13 protein-coding genes are annotated in these 17,939 nt (G+C 58.8%); 9 read left to right on the top strand and 4 right to left on the bottom strand.

Translation table 11 applies throughout. From position 1 onward, the window contains the following. Positions 1 to 19 precede the first annotated feature (19 nt). Positions 20 to 1,570: a helix-turn-helix transcriptional regulator gene (locus tag C1719_RS13170; protein WP_245874525.1), complete on the top strand. Its 1,551-nt coding sequence runs from the start codon at positions 20 to 22 to the stop codon at positions 1,568 to 1,570. 185 nt (positions 1,571 to 1,755) lie between these two features. On the opposite strand, the gene C1719_RS13165 is transcribed toward C1719_RS13170, so the two are convergent. From C1719_RS13165 to C1719_RS15795, 4 genes are all read right to left on the bottom strand, one after another. Then, on the bottom strand, positions 1,756 to 3,480 hold the full coding sequence (locus tag C1719_RS13165; protein ID WP_102375527.1) for an FAD-binding protein: 1,725 nt from the start codon (positions 3,478 to 3,480) through the stop codon (positions 1,756 to 1,758). Positions 3,481 to 3,951: 471 nt separating this feature from the next. After that, complete coding sequence (locus tag C1719_RS13160) at positions 3,952 to 5,493, bottom strand: helix-turn-helix transcriptional regulator (RefSeq protein ID WP_102375526.1); 1,542 nt, start codon at positions 5,491 to 5,493, stop codon at positions 3,952 to 3,954. Between the two features lie 94 nt (positions 5,494 to 5,587). Further along, complete coding sequence (locus C1719_RS13155; protein WP_180963609.1) at positions 5,588 to 7,219, bottom strand: FAD-dependent oxidoreductase; 1,632 nt, start codon at positions 7,217 to 7,219, stop codon at positions 5,588 to 5,590. A 569-nt stretch (positions 7,220 to 7,788) separates the two neighbouring features. Continuing rightward, on the bottom strand, positions 7,789 to 7,938 hold the full coding sequence (locus tag C1719_RS15795) for a hypothetical protein (RefSeq protein WP_180963608.1): 150 nt from the start codon (positions 7,936 to 7,938) through the stop codon (positions 7,789 to 7,791). Positions 7,939 to 8,391: 453 nt separating this feature from the next. On the opposite strand from C1719_RS15795, the gene C1719_RS13145 reads away from it, so the two are divergent. From C1719_RS13145 to C1719_RS13105, 8 genes are all read left to right on the top strand, one after another. Continuing rightward, the gene (locus C1719_RS13145; protein ID WP_102376082.1) at positions 8,392 to 8,856 is read left to right on the top strand and encodes a type II toxin-antitoxin system RelB/DinJ family antitoxin; all 465 of its coding nucleotides are present in this window, start codon (positions 8,392 to 8,394) and stop codon (positions 8,854 to 8,856) included. 474 nt (positions 8,857 to 9,330) lie between these two features. Continuing rightward, on the top strand, positions 9,331 to 9,567 hold the full coding sequence (locus C1719_RS15905) for a zinc-ribbon domain-containing protein (RefSeq protein WP_102375523.1): 237 nt from the start codon (positions 9,331 to 9,333) through the stop codon (positions 9,565 to 9,567). Between the two features lie 263 nt (positions 9,568 to 9,830). Continuing rightward, positions 9,831 to 11,507, top strand: coding sequence for a PucR family transcriptional regulator (locus tag C1719_RS13135; RefSeq protein ID WP_102375522.1), 1,677 nt, complete (start codon positions 9,831 to 9,833; stop codon positions 11,505 to 11,507). A gap of 281 nt (positions 11,508 to 11,788) precedes the next feature. Next, positions 11,789 to 13,060 (top strand): MFS transporter, encoded by a 1,272-nt coding sequence (locus tag C1719_RS13130; protein ID WP_180963606.1) that lies wholly within the window; start codon positions 11,789 to 11,791, stop codon positions 13,058 to 13,060. A 23-nt stretch (positions 13,061 to 13,083) separates the two neighbouring features. Beyond that, a complete protein-coding gene (locus tag C1719_RS13125; RefSeq protein WP_102375520.1) occupies positions 13,084 to 13,335 on the top strand; it encodes a hypothetical protein in 252 nt (83 codons plus the stop codon). 373 nt (positions 13,336 to 13,708) lie between these two features. Continuing rightward, a complete protein-coding gene (locus C1719_RS13115; protein ID WP_245874524.1) occupies positions 13,709 to 16,069 on the top strand; it encodes a molybdopterin-dependent oxidoreductase in 2,361 nt (786 codons plus the stop codon). A gap of 15 nt (positions 16,070 to 16,084) precedes the next feature. Next, positions 16,085 to 16,420 carry an oxidoreductase gene (locus C1719_RS13110; RefSeq protein ID WP_102375518.1) on the top strand — a complete coding sequence of 112 codons (336 nt, stop codon included), beginning with the start codon at positions 16,085 to 16,087 and terminating at the stop codon, positions 16,418 to 16,420. 144 nt (positions 16,421 to 16,564) lie between these two features. Then, positions 16,565 to 17,911 carry an MFS transporter gene (locus tag C1719_RS13105; RefSeq protein WP_146007908.1) on the top strand — a complete coding sequence of 449 codons (1,347 nt, stop codon included), beginning with the start codon at positions 16,565 to 16,567 and terminating at the stop codon, positions 17,909 to 17,911. Positions 17,912 to 17,939: the final 28 nt, after the last annotated feature.

Raw genomic sequence — 17,939 nt, 5'->3', positions numbered from 1 at the left:
AAGAAAGCCGATTGATCCAGTGAGCATCGACAGCCGAAAAGAGCAGGGCATCGCGCGCATGGTTGCGCGCTTCACGCCGCTTCGGCGGTTCGGCTGGTCCTTTCTGCTCGCATGGGTGTTCTGCGTGTTCTATACCGAGGTGGTCGAGGGGTATACGGGCAAGTTGGGCATGTGGCTCGGGGCGTACGGTTCGTTCGAGCTATTGTTCTTCACCGGGTTTCCCGTGTTCATGTCGGTTGTCATGCTCGTCGCCATCGTGCTCGGCGAAAAGCGGTTCGGCTCCCCGACCGAGCATCTCCCCCTCTTCTTTATCGCACCTGTTGCGACGGCGCTTTCGACGCCGCTTCTGTTCGGCATTACAGGGGATGTCGCGTTCACGGTTGCGTTGTTCGTTTTCGGCGCTGTGCTCACCGGGTTCGGCAGCGGGTTCATGTGGGTGATGTGGGGCGAGTACTATGCGCGCGTTTCTCAGGAGGACGGCGAATTTCTTGCTCCCGCGTCGGCTATCTTCTCTGCTCTGCTCGTACTGCTCGTATCGGCTATGGACGGCTGGATCGCGCTTGCGTTCGTAACGTCGTTGCCGCTTCTTTCGGGGCTGTGCTTCTATCTTTCCTGGAAGGACGTGGGCGGCGCAGCCACTGCAGAGCATTCCGGGGCTTCGGAGCAGAAGGCGTACGACTATGCGCGCAACCTTGCAAAGCAAAGCCTTGTGAGCGTGCTCGCCTCGATGGGCAGGGCGGGGCTCGGTATACTGGTTGCTTGCCTGTTCGTGTGCCTTCTCGGAACATTTTGGCCGGCTCCCGACAAGCATGCCCCTGAGTTTCAGGCGGTGCTGCTTGCAAGCATTGCGTTCATGGCCGTCGTCTCGTTCGCCTCGACGGTAGGCCCTCGGCGCATCTCGATTGCATTCCTCTACCGGTGGATGTGCCCCGTCCTCGTGATGGGGTTTGTGGCGTTGATCCTGTTCGGTACGGGTTTGGGCGGATACTGGGCGTTTCTGATATCCATTGCCGCGCGCTTCGCCTTCTGCGTGATAACCCAGCTGTACTTCGCGCGGTATGCGGTGGCGGGAAAGGCGACGGCGGTTCAATCGTACGGTCTGGGTTGGATATTCGTCCACCTCGGCGATTTCCTCGGCGTGATGCTGTATGCGGGGTTAACCGAGCCTCTCGACAGCGGCAGCCTTTCTGCGGTGCAGGTGGCGGCAGTGTCGATCGCGGTGCTTGTGGTGGTTACCATGTTCGTGCTGAACGACACCAAGAGCTTTGCGTTTGATCGAGAAGGCTCGCGCGGCGGCTCTGTTGATATCCCGGCGGTTCGAACCGACGAAGCGGATGGTCAGGAGCGTTCGGGTGCCGAGTTGTCCGATCGAATTCGCGAACTCGCGCTGCGCTTCGAGCTGACGCCTCGCGAAACCGAGGTGTTCGAGTTGCTCGCGCGCGGAAGATCTATACCCTATGTGCGCGATGCGCTCGTCATATCGAAAGAAACGGCAGCGACCCATGCAAAGCACATCTATGCGAAACTCGGGGTCCATTCGCGCCAAGAACTCATCGATTTGGTTCACTGAGAGGCTGCCGAGAGCGGCGTTCTAAGGTGTTGCCCTGCGCGGCGGGTACGGCTTGGTGCCGGCCCGCTGGAATCCGCGCAGCTTGAAAGAAAAAGGACCGGAAACTTCGGTTTCCGGTCCGACTTGTGCAGAGCGCTCTGCTTCAGATGAGAACCCTTCCAGAGATAATCGCCTTGTCTCGATGCCTACGATACGCCGAGCGCATGTTTGGCTGCGATGCGGGCGAAGGTTGCCACGCGACCCGCGTTGATTCCAGTGAAGTTGCTCGGGTAGTTGTGCGGGTAAAAACCGCCCTGGTCGTTGCCGCAGACGTAGAGGTTCTCGATCACGGTGCCGTCCTCGCGCAGCGGCTGGCTGTTCGTGTCGGTAACCACGCCGTGGGTGGTGACGAGCAGCTCGCCTGCGATGCGCGCCGCGTAGTAGGGAGGCTCGTCGACCGCGCTCATGCGGAACGGCTCCTTGCCGAAATCTTCATCTTTTCCAGCTGCAACCAGCTCGTTGTAGCGCTCGACCGATGCGATGAAGGCTGCGGTCTTGTCGGCGTCGAAGCCCATGGCGCTTGCGAGCTCCTCGAGCGTATCGGCCTTCTTGATGGCGCCGCTTTCCAGGTTGGGTGCGAACCAGAAGCTGTCGAGATGCTCTTTGCTTATGGCCTCGCAGTCGTACACGTCGGCGTTGAACGCGGTTCCCGAGGGCGCGGGAGCCAAGCGCGAGCAGCCGCAGGTGTCGAACTGCACGATATCGTCCCAGTAGCTCGCATCCCAGATTTCCCACGAGAAATGACCTGGCTGGTTGAGTCCGCCCGAATAGCTCATGGGGTAGCACTGATCTTCGTTCATGAAGCGCTCGCCGTTGGCGTTGACGTGAAGGAACGGCTGGCTTCCCGGCAAGAAGATCTGGCCCTGCCACGGACGGCCGAACTCGGTGTCGTCGTTCATGAGCCCGCGGTTCCAGATCATGCACGAGCCGCCTTGCTCGAGATAGGCTCCCGCCCAAAGCGCCATCCTGATGCCGTCGCCCTCTTCGGTTACGCTGTCGCCGAGCACGCAGTATTCCGATACGACGGGGCAGAGGTCTTGGAGCATCTCCTCGTTGGCTCCGTAGCCGCCGGTGCAGATGATAACGCCTTTGCTCGCGTTCACCTGGATGTTGCCCTTGTCCTTCGAGGTGGCGATGACTCCGGTTACGGCACCTGCATCGTCTTGGACGAGCTGTTGGGCGGGAGTGGTGAAAAGGATTTCGCCGCCGAGCTCCAAAAACACTTCGCGCATCATCTCGAGGTGCATGTAAGCGCCGTAGTTGGGGCCGTCGGGGTTGTATTCATCGAGGCAGGGGTTGTAGCACATGGCCGGATAGTACGCCTCGGGGGCGATGTCGGGCGAGGGGCAGTGCCATTCAAACGGGAAGAGCATTCCCTTGGGCTCGAGCGTCTCTTTCATCCATTCGATCATCTCGCCGGATTTTTCCGCCCAGGTTTTATACATGAGCATGTTCGCATCGCCGGATTGCGTCATGTTGGCGTGGTTCATGAGTTTGGCGGGGTCTTCGTAGTGATCGGGCTCGAGGTTCGAATTGAGCGCACCGATGGCTTCGCGCGCCATGGCGATATCGCCGCCCTTTTCGATCACGATGACCTTTGCGCCTTCCTGCGCGGCGGTGGTTGCGGCAACGAGGCCTCCGTTTCCGGCGCCGACGACTTCGATGTCGGCCTCAAGCGTTTCGGGGATGTCGGTAATGGGCTCGGGTTTGTCGCGCCACGATGCGGCGGTGCCGGCGTCGGCCTTTCCCGTCGAGTCGGTTTCGCCCGAAGCGCTCGGGGCGCACCCTGCGAGCGCGCTGGTTGCCGCAAGGGCTCCCGTGGCGGTGAGTCCTGCCAGAAAGCTGCGGCGGCTGATGGTTTTCTCTCCCATGATTTTCCTCCCGTTTGTTCGATGTGTTCGAGCTGCCCGCGTTCGCGATGCCCGCACGGGCGGCTTTCGCTTGCCCGGCGCGTCCGATCGAGCCTTGCGATGCGCGGTGGTTTCACTATAGGAGGCTGCACGGGCGCGGCCATCGCGTGATTGCGGGTATTTTCGGCCGTATGGGGCTTGCCGGTGAAAATACCCGAAAAGGGGTGAGATGAGAAAAGGACTGGTAAACGGGTTAAACGATGACCGCCATTTTCGGGATGGTTTCCCGCGGGAAGAAGGCTGGCGAAGGAAACCCCTTGACCCTCGACATGGTTCAGGGTCTACCGTGGGGATGCGTCGTTTGACGCTACGAGGAACGGTCGAGTACATTTCCCCACCTCGCAAGCGCCAAATGACGATACGGGTATCAATATACCACAGTGCCTTGAAGGCGTTGGTTCGCCTTAGGGCTTCGTATGCCGATCGGGTTTGCTATTCTTCCGCATCGCTTTTCATGAGATCGATGCGATCTTCTTTTACCTCGCGAATTCTGCGCGCAACCATGTCCTCGAGTTCTTTGCGCGAGTGAATGCCGCATTTCTGATAGATGTGGCGCAGGTGGGTTTTTATCGTTTCCTCCGACAAAACGAGCTCGTCGCCGATTTCGGCCCGGCTCTTTCCCTGGGCCATTTGGAGCAGCACCTCGCGTTCCCGCGCCGACAACCGGTATTGCCCGGCAATCTGCATGCAGCACGATTCTGCGATTTCGCGATCGTTCAGGGTTTCGCCAGGTTTTACCATGCCCCATGCTTCAAGCAGGTTGTTGTGGCTTACGAGGAAGAGCGCTGTCACAAGCAGCACGAGCAACACGCTTGCGACAAGCAGCAAGACGTCTTCGCGCCCGACGAGCGGGTGGAGGAGCGTGAATAGCTCGAATCCGAGGAACCGGCCTGCGAGCAGCGTGCCGATGCTCAGACCGCCAAGCCAGATGGGCGAAACGCTTCGATGCCGAATGAGGTAGGCGCACAGGCACCAGACGAGCATGTCGAAGCACCGGTAGCCCACGCAGTAGATTCCGTAGCCCCATGAAGAGGCTTCGGAGCCGAACAGGCAAACGAATGCGCCCGTCGCCATGATGACGAACGAGACGCGGTAGATCATGTAGTTGAAGTTCATGCGAAGGACCAGGGTAATGAGGGCGAACAGCACCGATGCAACGAGAAACCCGACAACGCCGTTGGCGTACCAAGCGGTTGTGCCGAACGCTCCCGTGAACGACAGGCTTTGGAAAACGCCGAAGGAAAAGCCCGCTACGAGGGTTGTGAGAAGCAGTTTCCAGGGCGCACGCGGGGCTTTTGGAATCGCAAGTCCCACGGGGGACGGAGCTGCCGTTCCCGGCGCATCTTCGGCGGGGATTCTTTGCGCCATGCGGTACGCGCACGCCGCCGCGGCCACGCCGACGATGGCAGGCATGAACTCTCTGACGAATTGCGGAAAGAAATTCATGGCGAACAGGAGTGCCGAGCCGAGCACCGATGCAGACACGACGAAGGCGATGGTCTTTCTCGGCCCGACTCCGCCGAACGCCTTCATCCATTCGAGGAAGAGCAGCGTTTGCCCGATGCCGGCGAAAACGGGCCAAATGAAGGAAACGGTTGCATAGCTCGGGTCGAGATAGTCGATGGGCAGCTTCGAAAGCTGTACGAAAAGAGCCGATGCTGCAACATAGCAAACGCCTGCAATGACTGCAACGGCGCTGTTCGGGAAGCGCTCGCCGACCCTTCTGGATCCGATGCCGAAGGCTATGCCTGCGATACCGATGATGAGGTACGTGAAGTTCGATCCGATCCAAACGGGGGAGCCGACCGTGACCGCGTTGGCGTACGCAAGCGTTGCAGACGTGCACGTCCACGGCCAGGCGCAGACGCATGCGAAGCCTATCCAAAGGGCTGGATTCGAGGCGACGATCTGCGTGAAGCTATGAAAAGATTGCTGTATTGTGCGCATGTCGCGATACGCCGATTCCCTTGGCATCGAAGCCTCCTCCCACTGCGCGAGTATAGCACAGCGGTGCTCCCCGCCTTTCGCCGGGGAGCACGTGAGGGTTCGGTGAGGCCGGCCGGTTAATCTACGAGGCGGCGTTTGCGGCGGCTGCCGCTCCAGCGTATCGGCCGAAGCAGAAGCACATGCACAGCGACGTGCCCGATTGTGGATAGAAGTAGCCGATCAGGTGTCCGTTTGCGGATTCGCCCACGGCGTAGAGGTTCGGGATGACCTTGCCCTCGACGTCGATGACCTCGCCATCGGTGTTGGTGCGCATTCCGCCGGTTGTGCCGGAGAGGGCGGTTGTTTGCACGGTCATATCGATGGCGTAGAAGGGGGCGGTTGCGAGTGGGTTGAGAAGCGTGAACTCCCTTTCGACGAGATCGAGGTCGTATTCTTTGGTGTCTTCGGGGTCGAATACGCGGCCCATGCGCACGGCGGGTTTGCCGAAATCGGGGTCTTCTCCCGCTTCGCAGTACCCGTTGTAGTCTTCGACCGTTTTCTTGAGGGCCGCCACGTTGACATTCATTTTCTTGGCAAGCTCTTCGATCGTGTCGGCCTTGACGATCGATCCCGCTTCAAGCGCTTTCTCGCCGGTTCCTGCAGCAACCTGCTCGTAGAGCGTCGAATCGTAAAGCGCCCAGTATTCGGTGATGCCCTGCTTGTAGGCGATGCCGGCGCGGTCGAGGAAGTAGAGGTTCTCGTTGACCCATCGCTTTCCTTCGCGGTTGACGAACATGCCCTGGCCCGGGTTGTCTCCGTATCCGCCGTCGACGTTTACGAAGTAGGCCATGGTGCCGCCGGGTGCTACGACGTCGGCCGATACGGTCTTGGCCTGCGAAAGGGCGAAGCCCTGCGATTCGCCGTCGAACGTCGAGCAGTTCGGCGTGTGAGGGGCGTACAGGCGCAGCATGTCGGGGGAGCCGCCGAAGCCGCCTGCCGCGACGATAAGCGACTTGAGGTTGAACAGGGTCCCCGTGTTGCCGGAAACCGTTTCGACTCCGGTTACTGCACCCGAGTCGTCGGTGACGATCTTGGTCGCTTCGGTTGAGAAACGGAATTCGACACCGAGTTCTTCGGCCTTCGCCTTCAGGGGTTCGAGGTAAGCCTTCACGCCGTCGCGATCGGCGCTTGTTACGAACGTGCGAGCCGGAACCTGAAAGGGGTTGGTGGGAGGCACCGTCACGCCGACGATATCGACGCCGTGTTCGATGAGCCACTCGATGGATTCGGCGGAGTGCTGGGCGGCAAACAGCTGAGCTTCGGTATCCATGAAGGAGTCGCTGTCAGGGTATTGGTTCCAGAATGCCACGAGCTCCTCGGGCGTCCAATCTTCGCCGAGCTCTTTTTGGAACGAGGTGCCGACGGCGGTGATGCTGTGGGCGTAGATCTTCTTGAGTCCGTCGAGCTTTTCGAGAACGGTGACCTTGGCTCCCGATTCCGCCGCCGAGATGGCTGCCGTCAGCCCCGATACGCCGGTTCCGATTACGACGACGTCGGCTTCAACGGTTTCGGTCATTTCGACGGTTGTTGCGCCTGCGGAGGTCTGTTTGGGTTCCTCCGCGGCCGAAGCCTGCTGCTGCGGCGCATCGCTTTGCGGCGAGCAGCCGAACATGCCTGCTGCCGCAATGCCGAGCGCTCCGACGCCCGCTCCCGCGAGGAACGTGCGGCGGGTGACGCCGGCTATAGGGGGTTGGTTCGATATGCGAGTATTCATGGTTCCCTCCATTCATGTCGATACGACGCGGATGCGTCGACGAAGAAGATAAGGTGGAACCGGAAAGCGCGATATCCCCCGTGCGGGAGTGACTTGCGGGCGATTGCGCTCACCCGCGGCGGGGGATGCTTTAATCAGGGGATATGTGAATCGCTATGCTGTGGCGGCGGCGATAGCGGGAATGGTGTCGGGGGCGATGGCGATGGCAGTGGCGATTCGTGCGGCGGCGCGAGCGATGGCGATGGCAGTGGTGACTCGTGCGGCGGCGCGAACCCGATCGGCAGACGCTTTGATGCGATGCAGCGATTTTGCGGGTTGGTATGATCTTCCTATACGAAAATCGCATCGAAAATGGCGGTCAAGGCAAGCTTCTGTCGGAATCGAGCTTGCTTAGTAACTTATTCCATGATAGCGACCAGGGGAAACGCTAACGGTAATGCTCGAATGGCGCCGAAAATGCCTCCTGTGAGCTCCAAATGGCGACAGAAGCTTGCCTTGACCGCCATTTTCAGGCCGTTTTTCCAGAGGAAGCGGTTCGGCCTGTGTGATTCCGCTCTTGCTTCAGGCGTTTACTCGGTAACGGTTGGCTCTTCGCCGTCGGATGCCGTCGGAATGCTTATGCCCGCATCTTCTGCCGTGTTCGCTTCCGCCAGCGCGGCCTCTTTGCCCAGGGAGAATCCGATGAGGACGCCGGCCATGACGATGCAGATTCCCACCATGATGCACAGTACGATGGCGTTGCGGCGTGATGAATCGTGCTTTCTGAATATCGCACGATCGCCGCCGGAGTAGATTGCGCTTGAGGACCGGACGTAGGGATGTTCTGCGATAGGGACGCTGTCGCGTTTCGGGAGGGAGGCGCGGTTTGAAGAGAGCGACGTATTGCGGGTCTGGTTAAACGACCCGCTGTTGCGCTTATGTGGCTTGGTGCCGGAGGTGTACCGATTTTGCATAAATGCTTACCTACCATACCCGCAAGATGCCCGAATGGCACTAAGTATAGTGGCAAAAATGTAATTTGTACACTACTAATAGTGTGTTTTAACGATTACTTGAAGATAAATCGCCTGATGCCCACACGAACGGCCCTGTGAAGTGCGATTTCTGGGTTGTAATAATTTATATTAGTATATAATACAAAAGCCATAAATATATTAAAAATGAGGTATGCCATGTATACAACGGTCAGCGCGCGACTCGATGCTCGTTTGAAAGAGGAGGCAGAAGCGGTTCTGTCTGCCCTCGGCATATCCCATTCCGCGGCCATCGCCGCCCTCTATTCTCAGATAGTGTTCCAGCAGGGCCTTCCATTCGATGTCAGGATCCCGCGCAAAAACGCGAGGATGGGGCTTTCGTATTGGGAGCTGCGCGACGCCGTTCGCGGCATTGCCGAATCGTGCGAGGTGCGTGCGGTTTGGCTGTACGGGCCTTATGCGACCGGCGCTGCGGATGCGGGCAGTTCCATCGATTTGCGCATCGACGCCGAAGAGGGTTCCGATTTCGATACGGAGTCGTTTGCACGCGCCGTCGAGCATTTGCTTGGCGTTCCCGTGCGCGCTTCGCTTACGCCGAACCTCTCGCGGAAATTCCTCAACGCCATCAAAGAGACGGAAGAGATTCTCTACGAGCGCGGGTAGCGCACGTCGTCCAGGGGATGCGGGCGTGAGTCTGGGCGGAGGATGCGGGCGTGCGGCCGATCGGAGGATGCGGGTAGCGCACGTCGGTCCAGGGATGCGGGCGTGCGGATGGGACGGGCCGCGCCGGGGGCGTTGTTTTGAAGAGTGGGAATCCGAGTATCTGCCAGAGCCTGCGGCGAGCTGATGAAGTCGCCCGCCAAAGCCTCATGATTTCTTCAGTATGAGGAAGAATCAGACATCTAGTCTGAGGGATCATACCCAGTATCAAGCAAATCGTGGGATGCGATGCATTGCTCTCTCTGGGAGAATAATTTGCAGTTGCAGCGGTTGCGGCGGGCGAAATTCCTGTAAGGCCGCGAGGCAGCTTGCGTGCGGCAGCCTTTGCATGGTTTGTGCGGATATCGACGATTCGAAGACGCGATGCAGACGTTGTGAGCATAATGAAACAGTAGTTTGTCAGAGAAAGGAAACGATATGTGCTTCAGACCACCCACTATCGAAGCCGGCCCCGTTAAGTGCCCCAAGTGCGGAGCAGAGGTCGACCCCACGGCAGACAAGTGCCCCAGCTGCGGAGCGGAAGCGACCAAGGCTCCCGGCATGCCCGGCGCTCCCGGAGTTCCCGGTGCCCCCGGCGCTCCGAAGGCCCCCGGCGCCCCTGGCGCCCCGAGCGCTCCGAAAGCCCCCGGCGTGCCTAAGGCCCCCGGCGCGTAGGACGCGTACATTTACTGTCCCGGTATGTAGATCGGACCCCGCGCAGAGCAGTGCTGTGCGGGGTCCGATTGCGTTGCGGGGTGGCGCGCTGAAACGGGTCTTGGCGAAAGGTCGCCTTTCCATGCTGGCAACGGGTTCCGCGAGCTTTTCGCGGGGCGAGCTTCATGGGGCTTGCGACATGTTCGACCATTGGGCTATCCTACAGATGATAATGGAATACGTTTTCTTTTCGCGATTGTTGAACGCTACGGGGGGAGTACACAATGGGCGAGAAAACCTATGCGGGCGATGAGGGTGAAGCCTCGTTCGGATTCGGCATCAACGCGGCGCTTCGTTTGGGCGATGTCAGCTACAACATGCTTCTCGAGAAGCTCAGGCCCTTCGAAGTGCTCTATTCGCCCGAAAGCTCTTCGACCCGGTTCTCGTGGTACGCATCGGTGCCAAGCAAGATGGGGTATCTCGATCACAGGCGCGGGAGAAAAGCCCTCTTCCTTTGCCACGAAGAGGTTGCCGGTGATCTTTTGGACGTCTATCCGGGAAGCTATTGCGTGGTGCTGGTTGACGATGACGCTTTGCCCGAGCTTCTCAATCGGAAAAACTATCGGCATCGCGTGATAGTGATCAGGCAAAGCAAAAGGTTCTACTTCTACGATTCGATGCTGCAGTCTTTGTTCGTCAACGATCTTATTTGGGAAAACGAAATGGATAGGGTCGTTTACAACAGGGGACGGCTGGATCGGTTGATATCGCTGAGCGAAGAAATGCTCGGGAATTTCATCTGCATTACCGATACGGGATTCAATCTGATAGCCTATTCTCGCGGCATCGAGCCCCCGCAAGGGGGAGATGGCTACCGCTACCTCATCGAAAACAACTGCTATAGCGCGGATTTGATACATGAGATCGAAGACCGCGTGCTTGCGGTGGCTAAAAAACAGAATCAGCTTTTTCTCCTCGAGCCTAACGAGAGCCATTCGTATCCGGTGCTGCACTACCCCGTATTCATCGACAATGCGTATCTTTTCCATGTGGCGATGGTTTGCAAGACGGGTTCCATAGAGTATTTGCAGGACATCTTCATGAAGTTCATCCGTCGGGTGGTTTCCATCTGCAATGATTTCTGGAAAACGACCGTCAACCTGGAGGCATCGTGGCACAGGGTGCTCATCGGGCTCATAGACGGGGAGCCCATGACCGACGAGTACGTCGATGCCCAGTTGGCCAAAACCGCGATTCCCGCAGCGAGGCAGTTCAGGCTGTTGCTCTTTCGATTCAGCTCGCATAAATCCTACCAGGAGCGATCTCGCATCATCGAAGCGACAAAAGAGCTGAACAACGGTTTCGTGTATCCGTTCATGCACAAAGACGATTTGCTGGCTTTGCTGTTCTCGACTTCGACGAACGACGCCGCGCTTTCAGGTGCGGGCGTGTTCGGTGACGTGGGGGAGCTGGTTTTCCAGCCCTTCGGGATTGCCGCCGGCGCTTCCCAGGTCTTTTTCAACATAGAGGACATCGAATACGCGCATCGGCAGGCGTCGGTCGCCTATGCCATGCGGGTGCCCTTGAGAAACGAATACGAGTCCCTCAACGGAAGCCCTGACGTTCCCTGTTACGCGTTCGAGCATGTTTTGAAATACTATATCCTGACGGAGGGGTTCGATTCCGATCTGGTGGACTTTTCGTTCGAGCACAGCATTCTGAAAAGACTTGCCGAAGAAGACCGAATCGCAGGCACGAACATCGTGCAAATGGTATGGGTCTACCTGAACAGCGACCGCAATGCGACCGAGACCTCGAAACTCATTCACGTGCATAGAAACACGGTGCTCTACCATATCGCTCGATTGGAAAAACGGTTCGATATTTCGTTCGAATCGGCTCTTCTCAGAAGCCGCATGATGCTTGATTTCCATCGGCTATTACTCGAAAACAAGCTATAGAGCTGGTGTTTCAGCCTGTTCTACAAATATCGCCCCTTATTTTGTGATCTCAGCCGATGAACGTACTCGGGTTCGTTTCATACAATGCGTAGCGTGTAGACGAGGAAGCGAATCGGCCCCCTGTCGGGTGTTTCGGCAGAAGGCGATTGGCATTTCTGAGCTGGCCGGCTGCGTATGCTGCACGCAATAACCATGGAAGATCTTCTATAATTAGAATCGATATGCAGTCGAACGCATGTGCGCATGCGGCTGCATGCCTCACACAACAAAGGGGGTTGTGTATGTTCACTCTGAAGAACAGCAAAATGCAGGCCGCCATCGTCCTTATCCTGGTTTGGCTCGGCGTGTTCATCGCGTCATATGCCCAAAACCAGCTTGCGGGCATGTCGACCCAGTTCATGGAGCACTATGGCTTTTCTGCCGAGCAATATGCGGCAATTTACTCTTCTTCCCAGTTCATCGGCATTTTCTTTGCGTTTGTCTCGGGTATTCTCTCCGATAAGATCGGCACGCGCAAAATAGTCTTGATCGCTGCCGCCATGGTGTTCATCGCCGCCGTTTGCCGTATCTTCGCTTTCTCGTTCGAGGCGCAGTACATATCGAACATGTTCTGCGGTTTCACCGGCATGTTCATGGCTGTCAATCGCGCGAAGATCCTCGGTGGTTGGTTCCCTCCGGCAACGATAGCGCTTGCCGTGGGTATCGCGACCACGACGACGCCTGTGGCCAACACGCTGGGCGTAGGCCTGACATCGCTCATGCCTTCCGTCGAGTTCGCCTTTGTCGTTACGGCCGTTATCGCTGCGGTTTTCTTCTTCGGTTGGCTTTTGTTCGGCAAAGAGCGCTCGGACGAGATCGCGGCGGCCGAGGATGCTGCGAAAACCGAGGATTCCGGCAAGGTTCTGAAGGTTCTCGTCGACGTTCTGAAAAGCCCCTGGGCTTGGGTGTGCTGCGGCGCGGCGATGTTTTGCATGGCTGCCCAGGTTCCGGTGATGGCGTTCTCGACGGCAGCTCTCCAGGCTTTGCGCGGAATGTCTCCAGTTGAATCGGGCGCGATGATCACCGCGCTCACTATCGGCATGGGCGTCGGTTCGGTTGTATCTCCCATCATCGTTCGGGCCATCAAGAAGTTCCGTCCCATCATTGTGGTGTACACGGTGATTACGGCGCTTGTCATCTACTTTGGCTGGCAGATGCCGGCTGGCCCGATCATGTACGGCGTGTATTTCTGCGGCGGGTTCTGCCTCGGATACCTTCTCGCGATCATCTTCACCTATCCGGTTATGATCTTCGGTCGCGAGAAGGCCGCTACAGCGGGCGGTTTGGTTCAGACGTTCGTTCTCATAGGAGCATCGGTCTTCCTTACGAACGTAACCATTCCCTTGGCTGGCGGCGCAAGCCCCGAAACGTTCCCGACCATTTTCTTGATCGCCACTGTCTTCGTGGTCGTCGGCGGCATCCTTCTGTTCGTGCTTCCCGATCAGGGGAAGAAGCTCGTGAAGAACAAGGCTGCCGTTGAGGGCGACGGCGAGGGCAAGGGCATTACGGCATAAGGCATTTACGAGAGGATTCAATCATGTGTTTTAGACCAGCAGAAGCGAATGCGGGCGCGGCTTGCCCGAATTGCGGTAAGAAAATCAACGTGACGCAGGGCCTGCTTCCCAAAAAGTGCCCGTTCTGCAAAACGAGCCTCGAGGGGATCGACCCGGCATCCTTGGCGCCTGCTGCCAGCGGCGCGGCACCGGCTCCGAGCGCTCCCCAGGCGGCCCCGAGCGCCCCGAAGGCCCCCGGAGCGCCAACGGCGCCGAAGCCTCCGACCCAGCAGTGATCCGAGTTTGCCATGTGCTTCGGAAGCTGTCGGGTAACCTGCGACAACTGCAAACCCAAGTTTGTCTACTGCCCTGATTGCGGACACAAGAACATGCTTGTCTTCAAGGCGTGCAAGCGATGCGGAAAGCCTCTGACGGAAGAAATGAAGGACGCGGCAATCAGAGATTGGGAAGAGCGGTCGAAGGCGCGTAACGAAAGCTGACGGCATCGACGCAAAACCGATGGCAAGGATCGCGAGCGATCCGCCAAAAGGGAAGCGCACCAGCTTCTGCACGCAGGGGAAGCTCAGTTCTCGTGGCGAAGGCGCCCGCGAAATCCGAGCGCAGAAGCTGGTGCAGTTTAGCGAAGAAGACGAGCGGGAAGGAATACCAATGACTATGGATAAAGAATGGAAGGTCGACGAAGGCGAGCTCATCCGCACCCGTACGTGCGGTTGGTCGCCTCCGGGGTGCCATCCGGTGGGATGCGGCATGTTCATCTACACCGACAAGGACGGCAAGTTCGTCAAGGTCGAGGGCGACCCAGACCACCCGATCAGCCAGGGGCGCCTGTGCCCGCGGTGCCTTGCGATGGGGGAGTTCTTGCAGCATCCCGACCGCATCAAGTACCCCATGAAGCGCGCCAAGGAAGACCGCGGCAAGGATACGTGGGAGCGCATCACCTGGGATGAGGCGCTCGACATCCTCGAAACCGAGGTTCGCAAGATATGGGATACCTACGGACCCGAAGCGATCTTTCTTTCGAAGGGAACCGGACGCGAGGCAACCGAATACGCTCCTCCCATGGCGCAGGCCGTATTCAAGACGCCTAACAACGCGTTCATGATGTCCGGCGCCTCCTGCTATGGGCCGCGTACCGTTATCGGTGACTTTTTGCTGGGCGCGGGCTATCCCGAGCTCGATTACGCCGCGTTCTTCCCCGAGCGCTACGACGATCCGCGCTACGAGGTGCCGAAGTACATCATACTTTGGGGCAAGAGCCCGCTGCAGTCCAACCCCGACGGCTTCTACGGCCACGCCATCGTGGACCTCATGAAGCGCGGCTCCAAGCTCATCGTGATCGATCCGCGCCTGACCTGGCTCGCATCGCGCGCCGAGTACCACCTGCAGCTGCGCCCGGGCACCGACGCGGCAATCGGGTTGGCCATGCTCAACGTGATCATCGGCGAAGATCTCTACGATCATGCATTTTGCGACGAATGGGTGTTCGGCCTCGACGAGCTGGCCGAGCGCGTGAAGGACACGACGCCCGAGTGGGCCGAGGGCATCACCTGGGTCCCCGCCGACGTCATCCGCGGCGCGGCGCGCGCCTTCGCCACCAACGCCCCCTCGTCGATCATGTGGGGCCTTGCCATCGACACGCAGCAGAACGGCGCGCAGGCGGGGCAGGTTCTTCTGTCGATCGGAGCCATCTGCGGATACATGGACGTGCCCGGCGGCATCACGCTTGCCTTGCCCTCGAGCTTCTTGGGACGCTGGACCTACGAGACCATGCAGTTCGTCGGGAAGGAGACGGAGAAGAAGCGCATCGACGCGAAGGACGATCATCCAGCCTATGCGACAGGTCCGTACGCTCATCCCGATTCGGTGCTTACCACGCTCGAGACAGAAGAGCCCTACGCGTTCCATATGTTCTACTTCTACGCGTCGAATCCCATTTCGCCTACCTGCTATGCGGAGCCCGAGCGCTGGTACAACGGCATCATGAAGATGGATTTCAACGCGGCTCAGGACTGCTTCATGACGCCCACCATCATGGGCCTGTGCGATCTGGTGCTTCCCGTCAGCTTCTTCCCCGAGCATGATGGTTTCGTGCTCCCGCACTTCGGGCGCAACACCCACTTCCTCGGCGCCATGAACGCGGCTGTGGATCCCGGCGAGGCTAAATCCGACCTTGAGATCGACATGCTCGTGGGCAAGCGCCTCAATCCCGAGGCGTGGCCGTGGGATTCCGTCGAAGAGTTCTTCGACGCCCAGATCCATACCCAGTACGAATGGGGCTTCAACGAGCTTCGCGAATTCGGGGCGTTCCAACAGCCGTTCGAATACCGCAAGTACGAGAAGGGCATGCTGCGCCCCGACGGAGAGCCCGGCTTCAACACGCCGACCGGATTGATCGAGGTGAGCTCTTCGATCTACGACGACTTCGGCGAGGACGGCCTGCCGTACTTCATGGAGCCTGCGATGAGTCCCTACAGCACGCCCGACCTGTACGAGGAGTACCCGCTCGTGCTCACCACGGGGGGACGCAGCTTCGTCTCGTTCCATTCCGAGCACCGTCAGATTCCCTCGCTGCGCTCGCTTCATCCTGATCCGCTCGTCACCATCAACCCGAAGACCGCCGAGAAATACGGCATCAAAGACGGCGACTTCGTGTGCATCGAGAACCCGTTGGGCAAGTGCGTCGAGCGGGCCCGCGTATCGAACGAGGTGTCGGAGCGCGTCATACACGCGGAGCACGGCTGGTGGTATCCGGAGGACGACCCCGAGTATCCCGATCTGTACGGGGTATGGAAGTCGAACATCAACCGCCTCATCCCCATGTACAAGGTTGGCGTAACGGGGTACGGCGCACCGTACAAGAACGTGCTTGCGAAGATATACAAGGTTGACGGCTACGATGCCGCAAAGGAGATTCCCGAGTCGTACGTGCCGCGCGATAGCCGTGGACCCGAAAGCATGACGAACGGGGCGCCTCAGCCCATGAGCTACGAATCTATTCACCAGGATTAAGGACGGGGTGACGAAATGAAGAAGCACGCGCTGCTCATAGACTACAAGTACTGCACCGGCTGCCACAGCTGCGAGGTGGCCTGCCGCCAGGAGAAGGGCATCGAGTCGCAGGACGAGTGGGGCATCAGGCTCGCCGAGTTCGGCCCCGAGAGGCTGGCGGGGGAATGGTACTGGAACTACGTGCCCGTCCCCTCGTCGCTGTGCGACCTGTGCGCCTCGAGGCTCGAGGAGGGCCTCAAGCCCGCATGCGCCCACCACTGCCTCGCCAAGTGCATGGAGGCCGTGCCCCTGGAGGACGTGCCCGCCCGCATGGCGGAGCTCGGGGACGGGGTCACCTGCTTCGTGCCGTAAGGTTCGACGAACCTGCTCGCGGTAGGGCGGTGCGAAAAGACCGCAGCTTGGCCGACCGACCGGTCGAGCTGCGGCGCACCGCCCGAGCAAGGAGAAACCTCGGGCCGATTGCTGGTTGTTGCTGGGAATAAGGGGGATTCTGTTGTGGATAAAGTCTACGTTTCAGACATCATCGAAAAACCGGGAGGTATGAAGTTTTCCGTTCGGATCCTGCTCTTCGTCGGGCTGGCGATGGTGTTCGACGGATTCGACTACATGATCGTGTCGTTTACGATGCCTCAGATCACCGAGGAAATGCAGTTGGGTTTCATCGCCACCGGCAGCTTGGCTTCGTTCAGCCTCTTGGGAATGCTCATTGGCGGCTTCCTGTCGGGCTACCTTGCCGACAGGTTCGGCCGCAAGCATGTGATGAACGTGAGCATCATGATATACGCGCTGCTCACGGTTCCGATCTTTTTCGTCCATACCTACGACGCGTTTGCCGTATGCCGAATACTGTCGGGTATCGGAGTCGGCGCCGTCATTCCCTTGAGCGTTACCATCGTTTCGGAATACGCGCCAACCAAGCATCGCGGCGCGTTCGTGACCATGACCAAGACATTCATGATGCTCGGGTGGGTGCTTGCGGGGTTGACGGCCATGTACGTGGTTCCGAACTTCGGCTGGCGCATGTGCTATCTCATCGGGGGATTTCCCTTCCTGTACGGGATACTCATGCACTTCATCATGCCCGAATCGGTGCAATGGCTGCTGAGCAAAGGCAAGACGGCAGAGGCGCTCAAGATCGTGAACAGGATCAACGATACGCTCGATTCGCCGAAAGAAGGCGGCTATACGGTTGACGAGATACGGATACCCGAGGCGGAAACGACGGGCCAGCTCCGTCAGATCGTATCGAAGAAGTACCTGAAGGTTACGGTGGGCATTTGGCTGGTCGCATTCACCACCTGCGCGCTGTCGTATGGATTGACGAACTGGATGCCCACGATCTTGCTGCAAAGCGGATATTCGGTAAGCGCGAGTTACGGGTACACCACGCTTATGAATCTGCTCGGATGCGTTGGCGCGGTAGTGGCGGGAGTCGCAGCCGATCGCCTTGGCAGGATCAGAAGCGCGTACGTTGCGTTCTTTCTCGCCGGGTTGTCGGTTGTGTTCACGGCGGTGTTCGGGTTCGGCGGATTGATGATCGTGGCGTGCATATTCATGGGGTTCGCCATCAACTACGCCTACATGTCTCCAGCGCCCATCACCATCGAGGCGTATCCCACCGAGATCAGGGCGACGGGGCAGGCGTGCGTTACTACGGTTGCCCGAATCGGCGGGTTCATAACGCCGATGGTAATCGGCGGCGCCCTCGAATCGGGATCGACGTTCTCGACGGTTCTCATCGTGTTTCTCGTCCCGCTTTGCCTGGCTGCCATTTTTACGAAGCTGCTTATCAAGACGGAGACGAAAGGCGTCGCAATGGAAGATCTCGGCAATGCTGCCTGACGATTCGCCGCATAGAGGGAAATACATC

This window comes from Raoultibacter massiliensis (genome assembly GCF_900199545.1).
Classification (GTDB): Bacteria; Actinomycetota; Coriobacteriia; order Coriobacteriales; family Eggerthellaceae; genus Raoultibacter; species Raoultibacter massiliensis.
Note: the sequence above shows the minus strand (reverse complement) of the source record. Positions and strands in the feature narration are given on the sequence as shown.

What these genes read in the sequence shown, in the direction of transcription:
- C1719_RS13160 (WP_102375526.1), bottom strand. Translation starts at nt 5,493, where the DNA reads ATGCCAAGGGAATCGGCGTATCGCGACATGCGCACAATACAGCAATCT.
- C1719_RS13115 (WP_245874524.1), top strand. Translation starts at nt 13,709, where the DNA reads ATGACTATGGATAAAGAATGGAAGGTCGACGAAGGCGAGCTCATCCGC.
- C1719_RS13145 (WP_102376082.1), top strand. Translation starts at nt 8,392, where the DNA reads ATGTATACAACGGTCAGCGCGCGACTCGATGCTCGTTTGAAAGAGGAG.
- C1719_RS13135 (WP_102375522.1), top strand. Translation starts at nt 9,831, where the DNA reads ATGGGCGAGAAAACCTATGCGGGCGATGAGGGTGAAGCCTCGTTCGGA.
- C1719_RS13130 (WP_180963606.1), top strand. Translation starts at nt 11,789, where the DNA reads ATGTTCACTCTGAAGAACAGCAAAATGCAGGCCGCCATCGTCCTTATC.
- C1719_RS13110 (WP_102375518.1), top strand. Translation starts at nt 16,085, where the DNA reads ATGAAGAAGCACGCGCTGCTCATAGACTACAAGTACTGCACCGGCTGC.
- C1719_RS13165 (WP_102375527.1), bottom strand. Translation starts at nt 3,480, where the DNA reads ATGGGAGAGAAAACCATCAGCCGCCGCAGCTTTCTGGCAGGACTCACC.
- C1719_RS13155 (WP_180963609.1), bottom strand. Translation starts at nt 7,219, where the DNA reads ATGAATACTCGCATATCGAACCAACCCCCTATAGCCGGCGTCACCCGC.
- C1719_RS15795 (WP_180963608.1), bottom strand. Translation starts at nt 7,938, where the DNA reads ATGGTGGGAATCTGCATCGTCATGGCCGGCGTCCTCATCGGATTCTCC.
- C1719_RS15905 (WP_102375523.1), top strand. Translation starts at nt 9,331, where the DNA reads ATGTGCTTCAGACCACCCACTATCGAAGCCGGCCCCGTTAAGTGCCCC.
- C1719_RS13125 (WP_102375520.1), top strand. Translation starts at nt 13,084, where the DNA reads ATGTGTTTTAGACCAGCAGAAGCGAATGCGGGCGCGGCTTGCCCGAAT.